Source organism: Cronobacter universalis NCTC 9529 (genome assembly GCF_001277175.1).
Taxonomy (GTDB): domain Bacteria; phylum Pseudomonadota; class Gammaproteobacteria; order Enterobacterales; family Enterobacteriaceae; genus Cronobacter; species Cronobacter universalis.
Window position 1 is genome coordinate 4,163,166 of the sequence record NZ_CP012257.1, and the last position, 12,399, is coordinate 4,175,564.

Sequence of the window (12,399 nt, forward strand, 5' to 3'; positions counted from 1 at the left end):
CGTTGCGCTTGCACGCCCCGGCCTGTTCTTTGATCTTCCGCGGCTATTTGCCCTCGGGCGGTGTAGTAAAGTTACGCCAATTTTTTCGTCTTTGACGCATGAGGTTCTGCAATGTCGCTTACTAAAAAACCTGTCGTATTAGTGATACTGGATGGCTATGGCTACCGTGAAGACAACCAGGATAACGCTATTTCCGCCGCCAAAACGCCTGTGATGGATAGCCTGTGGGCGAGCCGTCCGCACACCTTGATTGATGCTTCTGGCCTTGAAGTGGGCCTGCCGGACCGTCAGATGGGCAACTCGGAAGTCGGTCACGTTAACCTGGGCGCCGGGCGCATCGTCTACCAGGATCTCACGCGTCTCGATGTGGAAATCAAAGAGCGCACTTTCTTTGAAAACCCGGTGCTGACCGCCGCTGTGGATAACGCCGTCGCGGCAGGCAAAGCCGTACATATCATGGGTCTGGCGTCGCCGGGCGGCGTGCACAGCCATGAAGATCATATTCTGGCGATGATTGAACTGGCCGCCGCTCGCGGGGCAGAGAAAATTTATCTGCACGCGTTCCTGGACGGCCGCGATACGCCGCCGCGCAGCGCGAAGGCCACGCTTGAGAAGTTCGCGGCGAAATTCGCCGAACTGGGCAAAGGCCGCGTCGCGTCCATTATTGGTCGTTATTTCGCCATGGATCGCGACAACCGCTGGGACCGCGTGGAGCAGGCGTATGACTTGCTGACGCTGGCGCAAGGCGAATATGAAGCGCCAAACGCCGTGGCAGGCCTTGAAGCCGCCTACGCGCGCGATGAAAACGATGAATTCGTTAAAGCGACGGTGATTCGTGCCGAAGGTGAAGCTTCTGCCGCGATGGAAGATGGCGACGCGCTGATTTTCATGAACTTCCGCGCCGACCGCGCTCGTCAGATCACCCGCGCTTTCGTCAACCGCGATTTCGATGGCTTTAACCGTAAAAAAGTCGTGAAGTTCGCCGATTTTGTCATGCTGACGGAATATGCGGCAGATATCCGCACCGCCTGCGCTTACCCGCCGGCCTCGCTGCTGAACACCTTCGGCGAGTGGATGGCGAAACATGACAAAACCCAGCTGCGCATCTCCGAAACCGAGAAATACGCGCATGTGACCTTCTTCTTTAACGGCGGCGTGGAAGAGCCGTTCCCGGGCGAAGATCGTATTCTGATTAATTCGCCGAAAGTGGCGACCTACGATCTACAGCCGGAAATGAGCTCCGCCGAGCTGACCGAAAAACTGGTCGGCGCCATCAACAGCGGCAAGTACGACGCCATTATCTGTAACTACCCGAACGGCGATATGGTCGGCCATACCGGCGTATTTGACGCGGCGGTCGCGGCGGTGGAAGCGCTCGATAACTGCATCGCGCAGGTGACCCGCGCCGTTGAGGCCGCAGGCGGCCAGATGCTTATCACCGCCGACCACGGCAACGCCGAACAGATGCGCGATCCCGCGACGGGCCAGGCGCATACCGCGCACACCAACCTGCCGGTGCCGCTGATTTATGTGGGCGATAAAACGGTGAAAGCGGTAGACGGCGGTAAGCTCTCGGATATCGCGCCAACCCTGCTGACCCTGATGGGGATGGAAATCCCGCAAGAGATGACTGGCAAGCCGCTGTTCATCGTGGAATAATCCCTCCCCATGAGGGGAAAGGCGATTTTTTCAATAACATGGGGCAACAGGCCGTTTCGGTTCTCACTCAAGCCCCTGCTTTACGCCAGCGCGCTCAGCGCTGGCGTATTGTTATGCCCGCTTTCCGCCCACGCGGATGACCGCGATCAGCTTAAATCCATTCAGGATGACATCGCCGCCAAAGAGCGCGCCGTGCGCCAGCAGCAGCAGCAGCGCGCGAAGCTGCTCGCCCAGCTGAAAAGCCAGGAACAGGCGATCGCCGCCGCCAGCCGCAAGCTGCGCGAAACCCAGAATACGCTGGCGGATCTCAACCGTCAGATAGCCCAGATGAACGACTCCATCGCAAAGCTTGAAAAGCAAAAAGCGGCCCAGGAACGCAACCTGGCGGCCCAGCTTGACGCGGCGTTTCGTCAGGGGCAGCACAGCGGCCTTCAGTTGATCCTGAGCGGCGAAGAGAGCCAGCGCGGCCAGCGTTTACAGGCCTATTTCGGTTATCTCAACGAAGCGCGTCAGGAAACTATCGCCCAGCTCAAGCAAACGCGCGAAGAAGTCGCCACGCAAAAAGCGGAGCTTGAAGAGAAGCAGACGCAGCAGCAGACGCTGCTTTATGAGCAGCAGGCGCAGCAGGCGAAGCTGGAGCAGGCCCGCAACGAACGTAAGAAAACCCTCGGCGCGCTGGATTCGTCCATCCAGGAAGGTCAGCAGCAGTTAAGCGAACTGCGCGCCAACGAATCGCGCCTGCGCGATCGCATCGCCCGTGCGGAAGCGGCGGCCAAAGCCCGCGCCGAACGCGAAGCGCGTGAAGCCGAGCAGGTCCGTTCCCGTCAGAAAGAGGCGACGCGCAAAGGCACCACCTATAAACCTTCCGACAGCGAACGTTCGCTGATGGCGCGCACCGGCGGGCTCGGTTCGCCGAACGGCCAGGCATTCTGGCCGGTACGCGGCCCGATGCTGCACCGTTATGGCGAACAGCTGCAAGGTGAACTACGTTGGAAAGGCATCGTTATCGGCGCCAGCGAAGGCACCGAGGTGAAAGCCATCGCCGACGGGCGCGTGATCCTGGCCGACTGGCTGCAGGGTTATGGCCTGGTCGTGGTGGTTGAACACGGAAAAGGCGACATGAGCCTTTACGGTTACAACCAGAGCGCGCTGGTCAACGTGGGCGCGCAGGTCCGCGCCGGTCAGCCCATCGCGCTGGTGGGCAACAGCGGCGGTCAGGGTCGGCCTTCACTCTATTTTGAAATTCGCCGTCAGGGTCAGGCGGTCAATCCACAACCGTGGTTGGGAAGATAAGTTTTGCTTCAGTTGCGTCGTCTTGTTTTTGTTCTCGCCGGTTCGCTGGCGCTCGCCGCTCCCGCCCTTGCCGGCAAACTCGCTATCGTGATTGATGATTTCGGCTATCGCCCCAGCACCGAAAACCAGGTGCTGGCGATGCCCGCGGAAGTCTCCGTCGCCGTGCTCCCCAACGCGCCGCACGCCCGAGAAATGGCGACCAAAGCCCATAATCAGGGGCATGACGTGCTCATTCACCTGCCGATGGCGCCGCTCAGCAAACAGCCGCTGGAGAAAGATACCCTGCGCCCGGACATGAGCGCCGATGAAATCTCGCGTATTATTCGCGAAGCGGTAAATAGCGTGCCTTACGCCATCGGCATGAATAACCATATGGGCAGCGCAATGACATCAAGTCTTCCCGGTATGCAGAAAGTGATGGCGTCGCTCGCGCACTACAATCTCTTTTTTCTCGACAGCATGACCATCGGCAACAGCCAGGCCATGCGGGCCGCCGCAGGCACCGGCGTGAAGGTCATCAAACGCAAGGTGTTTCTGGACGATACCCAGAACGACGCGGACATCCGCTACCAGTTTAACCGCGCGGTCGCGCTGGCGCGCCGCAACGGCTCGGCCATCGCTATCGGCCACCCGCATCCGACCACGGTACGCGTGCTTCAGCAGATGCTCTACAGTCTGCCGCCTGATATTACGCTGGTACGCGCGAGCAGCCTGCTGAATGAGCCGCAGGTTGATACCTCCAGACCAAACGCCTCGCCGCCTTCGCAGACCGCGCCTGCCGCGCCGCGTAATCCGTTCCGGGGCGTGAAGATCTGCAAACCGAAACGCCAGCCTGAGCCGGTCTACGCCACCCGTTTCTTTACGGTGATTAGCGAAAGCGTCAGCGAGAGCCCGCTGGTGAGTTATCTGCGCCATCAGTGGCAGGGCTGGGGCAAACCGTCCTGAATAAAAAAACCCGCCTGAAGGCGGGTTTTTTATTAGCGTGGAAGCGGCGAGTCAGAATGTTTTTTTATCGGCAGCTTTTTTTTAGCGCCGTGCGCATACCAGGCTTTGAAATATTTCAGAAAGCTGTAAAAGGTGGCATATAACCCCGTCACCAGCCCTACCCGGCCTTGCCGCCAGGCGCCGCTAAACAGATACCATTTAAAAAACGCGCCGATGGCGCTAATCACGCCGCGCAGCAGCGAAGGACGGACGGTTTTATATTTCACCAGCCGCGTGGTGTAGCTGTTTAACTTACTAAAAACCTCATGTAGCGAGTAAAACGTATCATGGCGGACATAGCCCGGGATCTTTACCGTCTCTGACGGGCCTTCAACTTTATCATCCACGGGGCGGTCATTAAAACGCGCCGCATGGCGGTTAAAAAGCCGGATCGGGAAATCGGGTGACGAGATGGGGTAAATGGTGCGAACAGGCTCACCCAGCACATGCCAGTAACGCGAAATCCGCCAGGCCTGCTCAGGCCGCGGCTCGTCGCCGGCTTTAAGCGCCAGAATAAAATTAACGGTTTCATCATCGAGGATTTCGTCGCTGTCCATGCAGAGCACCCAGTCATGGGTGGCCAGGCTAATCGCATGGTTCATTTGCTGGCCGTGCATAGAATAAGAGTTATGGAAAGGTTTAACTCCATAACTTTCACATATATTTATAGTGTCGTCGCAACTCCCCGAATCAACGATAATAAATTCATCAGCCACTTTTTTTAATGGCGCGATGACCTCATGTAAAAGACGCGCGGAATTACAGGTAAGCAAACACACCGAAATTTTAAACATATGAATCGCCAACCGTTATCAACGAATATGCCTAAAGAGAATAACAATTATAGCGCTGATTTTTTGCTGCAAATCGCACACTGTTATCGTTTACCCCGTAATGTAATTAAGCTCGCTTATTTGAAGTGCGCGTTTCATTGATTTAATGAATAAATTTGTTCGCAGGGCCTGTCATCAAAGAAAGATAATACTATAATGCTGCCTCTGTAAGGATGAGATGAGCAGCGTTTTATGGCTTCAGAGCAGCGTAAGATCCTCTTGCTGGATAATGGCAAAGAATGGGGCGGCGGCACCAACAGCATGCTTGAATTGCTAAAGCGCATCGATCGCCAGCGATTCGATATTACTTGTTGTTTTTATTACAACTATTCTCGTGGCGAGGGGCAAACTATCGAGTCCGTGCTTAACAGCATCGGCATACCTGTGATCTTCCATCCCCCTAAAAAGCAGCCTCTCTGGGCTAAAGTTGCGAAAGAAATGGGGCGCGCCTGCCTGTTTTTCAGCCGGGCCGGACGTAAAGCTGTTACCCGACAGATAGATTATTTCTGGCGTATCAAACCGGACGCGCTGGCGCTCAGAAATATGCTTAAAAGCGGCGGTTATGACATCCTTTACATGAATAATCAGCCAGGTTCAAACATTGAAGGTTATGTTGCCGCCGCACCGCTGCCTGTCTCTGTGGTGCAGCATTGCCGTATCGAACCGGTTATGACGCCTGATATCGCCCGACGAGTAAACGAAACCGCAAGCGCGGTGATAGCGGTTTCTCATGGCGTGGAAAAAGTATTAGTGGCAAACGGCGTTAACGCGTCGCTTTGTCATACCGTCACTAATGCTATTGATGTTAACCAGCCGCTGCCTGAGCGACAGGCGATGCGAAATGCTTTAGGCATTGATGATGAGACATTCCTGTTCGGCAGTATCGGCTCGCTGATCCCACGAAAATCACATCATCATACGCTTGAGGCGCTTTCCCGTTTTCATCTGGCTCATCCTGAAGCGAAATGGAAAGTGATACTGACAGGAGACGGCCCTGAAAGGGGTAAGCTGGCAGAACTGGCACAGCGCTACGGATTACAGGATAAGGTCGTTTTCACCGGTTTTAGAAATAATCCTCTCGATTATCTGGCGGCCTTCGATACCTTTATTCTGGCCTCCAGCAGCGAAGGCTTGCCGCGCGTGGTGCTGGAATCCATGCTGCTGGGCACTGTTGTGATCGGCTCAGCGGTGACAGGCACGGCAGAACTGATAAACCATGAGCAAACGGGCCTGCTTTTCCCTTATGGCGACGTTGCGCTTCTCGCTTCTCTGATGGAGCGCGTCTGGCAGGATGCCGCTTTGCGCCAACGGTTAAAATCTGAGGCCGCTCTTCATGTCAGAGCGCATTACTCTATAGAACATTACGTTGCAGGCGTAGAAGCGATATTAAGTAACGTACAACCAATACGGAATTTCGATGTTTAAATTTTTGAATCCTCGCTACAGGCATGTCTCTTCCCGCCATAACATCCCCTATTCTGAAGCCGCTACGGGTGCGAAAACTATTCCTGTCACCTCTGTCGTGATTCCATGTGCAGGCAGTGATTATATAGAAGAAGGTAAACTCTCCGCGGAGTTCGCCGCTCGTTTCGCGCCGGAACTGACGGAGATTGTTATTGTTTCCGATCAAAGCGCGCAAGCGTTCGGCGCCTTACCTGCCAAAGTCCGGGTCGCCACGCTGAATGTGCCGGAACGGGAAGAAAGCTACCGCTATAAGCAAATTTATCGCAGTCGGCTTATCAAAATTCAGGCGCCTTTACAGGCGAAAACCGACGGCATTTTGATGATCGATTCCGATCTTAATCTGCTGCAATCGCCCAATATTCATGTGGAAGAACAGACGCTCTATTCCAGCTTCCGCCAGGGCAAAATGATTGCCAAGCTTGACGGAGTGCCTGAAGGCAAAGCACCGGCTTATTATCAACATACTGTGCGGCCTTATCTGGTCGATCATGTGAACGGCGCATATCTTGCCGCGTCCCGCCAGACCTGGCGCCGCATTTGTCCGTTCTGGCTGACGCTGTTTCAGGATACCTGGGAATTAATGGACGATACGCAACCGCCAACCGATCAACTCCCGTTGGCGGCGCTGATTGATATGCTGGATTTGCGTACGGTAAACCTGGGGCCGTGGGCAAACTGGCCGGTTTCGAAAAAGATAGGCGGTACGCCGTCAGTCATCCCCAAAGAGGTGATCGGCGCGCATGGCGGTTTTCCGCTTTCCGAGTGGCAAAAATATCTGGTTTCGCCAGATGCCCCGTTGCTCTTTAAAGGTCAGGATTATACCCGTAAGGTGCGCTACCTGACCGATGAAGAAAAATCTCAGGCTCAAAAATAGTCGGGGCATTCCTATAAAAAGCGCCTGATGGCGCTTTTTTAATAGGCAGAATAAGCCGTGAAAGGCCAGCTAATAAAATATACCGCTGCCTTAACGAATATTATCCCACTCATAGACTTTACCTGTGGTATCCATAACCGCGACATCCTTATTATACTGCGCCAGCCAGGACGACAAGGAATGTGTCTCTTCGCCTTCTCGATGAATGCCTAACCATAACTCAGCAAGCGTATTCACATCATCGGTAGACCACATGCGGTCATACTCCCCGGTCAGTTTGTCCTTCGCTGCGACCGGTTGCGCATACCAGATGAACATCGGAACCTGTAGCGCTTCCCGGGGCGGCCTGGCGCCGCCATGCGAATACACCACGGCGCGGGAAGGATCGCGTATCAGGGCGTGATCGGAGAAGTAGAGAACGGAAGAGCGGCTGTTGCCCAGCGCGCGAAAAACCTGGCCCATGATGGTATCAGTAAAGCGCACCGAATTATCGTAACAGTCGTCAGCTTTATTACCGCTGTTGAAAACCGTCTGATCCACCGGAAAACGTTGGCAGGCAGGTTCATGGCTGCCGTACAGATGTAAAACGATCAGTTTTTTACCCGGTGTTTTTAATGCCTCGTTAAGGCGCGGCAGCAGAGCATCATCATATCCCTCGTCTGTCCATGCGCTTTGATGCGCGTTCAGGGCGATAGCCGTAATAATATTATTATGCGCGCCGCCTTTTCCCTGACGGCTGAACCAGTAGGTGTCGTAACCCGCTTTGTTGGCGATATTAATGATGTTGTCACCATATTTACGCGGATCGCGCGCTTTTACGGTATCCGCCGTCAAAGCCATCGGCACCGCCATAATGGTGACCGGGGCCGGAGCCACCGCGTTGCGAAACAGCAGAAGACGATCTTTTTGGGCATCCAGCTCTGGCGTGGTGTCACGCTCATAACCGTAAATGCCCATATTTTTTGTGCGTTCAGATTCGCCGACAATCAGAACATAATTTTCAATGCCGGTATCTGCAACGGCGATTTTATAATCAGGAATAGTATTACCCACGCTCGCTACCACAGCGTTATCTTCCGCCGCCTGCATAAAGACTTTGGCGGTGCTGACCGGCGTTGATTGCATGAAACGCTGCGTCAGGCTTTCTACATTGCTTTTACGAATCTGATGTAACCACGCCTGCGTAAAAAAGCCGAATAATGTCAGGCCCAGGATAATAGCAGGCCAGCGCCTGAACCGGAGAGGTATCGGCCATGCCCCGCTATTCGCCGTAAAAATAAACAGCGCCGAAAGAGCAATAAATAACAGGCCGTCACGCCAGTAGAGTCCGAGCATCGATTTTGCTTCAGCCGGCGTGGTATTAAGCACACTTAAGGCAAATCCATAACTAAATGCTGAATTAAAGTTTGTCCATGCATAAAGCTGAAGCGTCACGTCCGCCGCCATTGGCACTAAAAAAAGCGCGGCCAGCAGGTTTCTGAAGCCTTTGTTACTGATGGTTTTAATCGCAAATACCAGCAAGGCAAAAACCAGCGCCCGGTTGATGACCGTATTATATTTTTCATTTAATACATTAGCGTAGATAACGATTAACAGCGAAATAACCAGCGGTACGACGCTCGAAATACGGAAACCATATTTCGTCGCCTTTTGTTCTAACAGAATAGACATGACTACCCGGACAGTATTTAACTCTTTCCTGACGACACCCTTATCACCGGACAAAAGAAGACCGACCCTCTTTCAAATAAAAGAGAGCCAGGTATCGGCGTGATACTGGGCGTAAAAAAGAAGCGTTATTAAAATTTGGGCAGACGGTAGCAACTCGTCTTTATTAAGTCAAACCACTGAAAATAGTAGCAGCGCCCGAATAATCAGGCGCCGCAGTTAATGGTTAATCCCAGCTCAGGATCACCTTGCCAGACTGGCCGGAACGCATAGCGTCAAAGCCTTTCTGGAAATCGTCGATGGTGAAGCGGTGCGTAATAATCGGCGACAGATCCAGGCCGGACTGAATGAGCGCCGCCATTTTGTACCAGGTTTCAAACATCTCGCGGCCATAAATACCTTTGATGAAGAGCCCTTTAAAAATGACTTTGTTCCAGTCGATGGACATATCGGAGGGCGGAATACCCAGCATCGCAATACGTCCGCCGTGGTTCATGGTATCCAGCATGGTGCGAAATGCCGGCGGCGCGCCGGACATCTCCAGACCCACATCGAAGCCTTCGGTCATGCCCAGTTCGTTCATCACGTCCTGCAGGCTTTCGTTCGCCACGTTCACCGCGCGGGTGACGCCCATTTTGCGCGCCAGGGACAGACGGTATTCGTTCACGTCGGTGATCACGACGTTGCGCGCGCCGACATGTTTCGCCACCGCTGCCGCCATAATGCCAATCGGGCCTGCGCCAGAAACCAGCACATCTTCACCGACCAGATCAAACGAGAGCGCCGTGTGGACGGCGTTGCCGAACGGGTCGAAGATGGAGGCCAGATCGTCGGAAATGTTGTCCGGGATTTTGAACGCGTTAAAGGCCGGGATCACCAGATACTCGGCGAAACAGCCCGGACGGTTGACACCCACGCCAACGGTGTTGCGGCACAGATGCGTGCGCCCGCCGCGGCAGTTACGGCAGTGGCCGCAGGTAATGTGCCCTTCGCCGCTGACGCGGTCGCCGATTTTAAAGCCTTTCACTTCCTGCCCGATGCCGACCACTTCGCCGACATATTCATGCCCGACGACCATCGGTACCGGAATGGTCTTCTGCGACCAGTCGTCCCAGTTGTAAATATGCACGTCGGTGCCGCAAATCGCGGTTTTGCGAATTTTGATCAGCAGATCGTTGTGACCCACTTCTGGCTCCGGCACATCGGTCATCCAGATGCCTTCTGCCGGTTGCAGTTTTGATAATGCTTTCATTCCACGCCCTCAGGCAATCACGCCTAACTGTTTACCGATGCGGGTAAACGCATCGACCGCACGTTCAATTTGTTCAGGAGTATGCGCCGCCGACATCTGGGTGCGAATACGCGCCTGGCCTTTTGGCACCACCGGATAGAAGAAGCCGGTAACGTAAATGCCCTCTTTTTGCAGCTCGCGGGCGAATGCCTGCGCGACAACCGCATCGCCCAGCATCACCGGGATAATGGCGTGATCGGCGCCCGCCAGCGTAAAGCCTGCCGCCGTCATCTTCTCGCGGAACAGACGCGCGTTGGACCACAGACGCGCGCGCAGCTCAGCCCCGGACTCCACCATCTCCAGCACTTTAATGGAGGCCGCGACAATCGCCGGCGCCAGCGAATTTGAGAAGAGATACGGACGCGAACGCTGACGCAGCCATTCGACGACCTCTTTACGCGCCGCGGTATAGCCGCCCGACGCGCCGCCAAGCGCTTTGCCCAGCGTGCCGGTGATAATGTCCACGCGGCCCATCACGTCACAATATTCGTGCGAACCGCGCCCGTTCTCGCCGACAAAACCAACCGCGTGAGAGTCATCCACCATCACCAGCGCGTCATATTTATCCGCCAGATCGCACACGCCCTTCAGGTTGGCAATCACGCCGTCCATCGAGAACACGCCGTCAGTCGCGATAAGAATATGGCGCGCGCCCGCTTCACGGGCTTCTTTCAGGCGCGCTTCCAGCTCCTGCATATCGTTATTGGCGTAACGGAAACGCTTTGCTTTGCACAGGCGCACGCCGTCAATGATGGAGGCGTGGTTCAGCGCATCGGAGATAATCGCGTCTTCCGCGCCGAGCAGCGTCTCAAACAGCCCGCCGTTAGCGTCAAAGCAGGAAGAGTAAAGAATGGCGTCTTCCATGCCGAGGAACGCGGCCAGTTTGTTTTCCAGCAGCTTGTGGCTGTCCTGGGTGCCGCAGATAAAGCGCACCGACGCCATGCCGAAGCCGTGAGTGTCCATGCCCTGCTTCGCCGCGGCGATAAGCTCAGGGTGGTTCGCCAGACCAAGATAGTTGTTGGCGCAAAAGTTAATGACGTGGCTGCCGTCTGCCACCTGGATATCCGCCTGCTGGGCGGAGGTGATGATTCGTTCTTCCTTAAACAAGCCTTCGGCGCGCGCCGTTTCTAAATCGGCGGAAAGCTGTTGGTAAAAATCCCCTCGCATTGCATTTCTCCAGACATGAGCCAGTTCGGCACATATTATTACCCAAAGCTATGGACAGAGACGAGATGACGAAGCACCGATTCTTTGTTTTGCAGCATAAATCACGCGAGACGGGCAAAGTTGCTGCGGCTGAAACGGCCAATGGCTGTAGGGCAACCAATGTGATGGTATGATTGATACTATTCACGCCGGAGATTTTTCCCGGCTCACATTCTGAAGGACAGGCTTATGATTATCGTTACCGGCGGCGCGGGTTTTATCGGCAGCAACATTGTTAAGGCTCTGAACGACATCGGCTATACCGACATCCTGGTGGTGGACAACCTGAAAGACGGCACCAAGTTCGTCAACCTGGTGGATCTCAATATCGCCGATTACATGGATAAAGAAGATTTCCAGGTGCAGATCATGTCCGGCGAGGAGTTCGGCGAGGTTGAAGCCGTGTTCCACGAAGGCGCCTGCTCCTCTACCACCGAGTGGGACGGCAAGTACATGATGGACAACAACTATCAGTACTCCAAAGAGCTGCTGCACTACTGCCTGGAGCGTGAAATCCCGTTCCTGTACGCCTCTTCCGCCGCTACCTACGGCGGCCGCACCTCTGACTTCATCGAATCACGCGAATATGAGAAGCCGCTGAACGTGTACGGCTACTCGAAATTCCTGTTCGACGAATATGTCCGCCAGATCCTGCCGGAAGCAAACTCGCAGATCACCGGCTTCCGTTACTTCAACGTTTATGGCCCGCGCGAAGGCCACAAAGGCAGCATGGCGAGCGTGGCGTTCCACCTCAACACCCAGCTGAACAACGGCGAAAGCCCGAAACTGTTTGAAGGCAGCGATAACTTCAAGCGCGACTTCATCTACGTGGGCGACGTGGCCGCGGTGAACCTGTGGTTCTGGCAGAACGGCGTATCCGGCATTTTCAACTGCGGCACCGGTCGTGCGGAGTCGTTCCAGGCCGTGGCGGATGCCGCGCTGGCCTTCCATAAAAAAGGCAGCATCGAGTACATCCCGTTCCCGGAAAAACTCAAAGGCCGCTATCAGGCGTTCACCCAGGCCGATCTCACTAACCTGCGCGCGGCGGGCTACGACAAGCCGTTTAAAACCGTTGCCGAAGGGGTCGCAGAGTACATGGCCTGGCTGAGCCGCGACGCATAAGCAGG

Annotated in this window: 10 protein-coding genes; 6 read left to right on the forward strand and 4 right to left on the reverse strand. The window is 54.9% G+C overall.

Going from position 1 to position 12,399, the window contains the following annotated elements; genetic code table 11:
• Nucleotides 1-111: 111 nt before the first annotated feature.
• The 3 genes from gpmM to AFK65_RS19255 are packed head-to-tail and all read left to right on the forward strand — an operon-like array spanning nt 112 to nt 3,897.
• Nucleotides 112-1,659, forward strand: coding sequence for a 2,3-bisphosphoglycerate-independent phosphoglycerate mutase (gene gpmM / locus AFK65_RS19245; protein ID WP_007703254.1), 1,548 nt, complete (start codon nt 112-114; stop codon nt 1,657-1,659).
• Nucleotides 1,660-1,668: 9 nt separating this feature from the next.
• The gene (gene envC, locus AFK65_RS19250; protein ID WP_038858603.1) at nt 1,669-2,952 is read left to right on the forward strand and encodes a murein hydrolase activator EnvC; all 1,284 of its coding nucleotides are present in this window, start codon (nt 1,669-1,671) and stop codon (nt 2,950-2,952) included.
• Nucleotides 2,953-2,955: 3 nt separating this feature from the next.
• Nucleotides 2,956-3,897 carry a divergent polysaccharide deacetylase family protein gene (locus AFK65_RS19255; RefSeq protein ID WP_007703260.1) on the forward strand — a complete coding sequence of 314 codons (942 nt, stop codon included), beginning with the start codon at nt 2,956-2,958 and terminating at the stop codon, nt 3,895-3,897.
• A gap of 32 nt (nt 3,898-3,929) precedes the next feature.
• Here the strand turns inward: AFK65_RS19255 and AFK65_RS19260 are convergent, their stop codons facing one another.
• Nucleotides 3,930-4,730, reverse strand: a complete 801-nt coding sequence (locus tag AFK65_RS19260; RefSeq protein ID WP_007703263.1) for a glycosyltransferase family 2 protein — start codon at nt 4,728-4,730, stop codon at nt 3,930-3,932.
• 231 nt (nt 4,731-4,961) lie between these two features.
• Here AFK65_RS19260 and AFK65_RS19265 point away from each other — a divergent pair, with 231 nt between their 5' ends.
• Entirely contained in the window at nt 4,962-6,194 is a 1,233-nt protein-coding gene (locus AFK65_RS19265; RefSeq protein WP_007703265.1) for a glycosyltransferase, read from the forward strand.
• Nucleotides 6,187-7,107, forward strand: coding sequence for a hypothetical protein (locus tag AFK65_RS19270; protein ID WP_007703268.1), 921 nt, complete (start codon nt 6,187-6,189; stop codon nt 7,105-7,107). The genes AFK65_RS19265 and AFK65_RS19270 overlap by 8 nt, the downstream gene beginning before the upstream one ends.
• 90 nt (nt 7,108-7,197) lie before the next feature.
• On the opposite strand, the gene AFK65_RS19275 is transcribed toward AFK65_RS19270, so the two are convergent.
• The 3 genes from AFK65_RS19275 to kbl form a co-directional block, all read right to left on the reverse strand.
• Nucleotides 7,198-8,778, reverse strand: coding sequence for a phosphoethanolamine transferase (locus tag AFK65_RS19275; protein WP_007703269.1), 1,581 nt, complete (start codon nt 8,776-8,778; stop codon nt 7,198-7,200).
• A 223-nt stretch (nt 8,779-9,001) separates the two neighbouring features.
• Nucleotides 9,002-10,027 carry an L-threonine 3-dehydrogenase gene (gene tdh, locus AFK65_RS19280; protein ID WP_038858602.1) on the reverse strand — a complete coding sequence of 342 codons (1,026 nt, stop codon included), beginning with the start codon at nt 10,025-10,027 and terminating at the stop codon, nt 9,002-9,004.
• A 9-nt stretch (nt 10,028-10,036) separates the two neighbouring features.
• Nucleotides 10,037-11,233 (reverse strand): glycine C-acetyltransferase, encoded by a 1,197-nt coding sequence (gene kbl / locus AFK65_RS19285; RefSeq protein ID WP_007703274.1) that lies wholly within the window; start codon nt 11,231-11,233, stop codon nt 10,037-10,039.
• Nucleotides 11,234-11,461: 228 nt separating this feature from the next.
• Here kbl and rfaD point away from each other — a divergent pair, with 228 nt between their 5' ends.
• The gene (gene rfaD, locus AFK65_RS19290) at nt 11,462-12,394 is read left to right on the forward strand and encodes an ADP-glyceromanno-heptose 6-epimerase (protein WP_007703276.1); all 933 of its coding nucleotides are present in this window, start codon (nt 11,462-11,464) and stop codon (nt 12,392-12,394) included.
• The last annotated feature ends 5 nt before the right edge of the window (nt 12,395-12,399 follow it).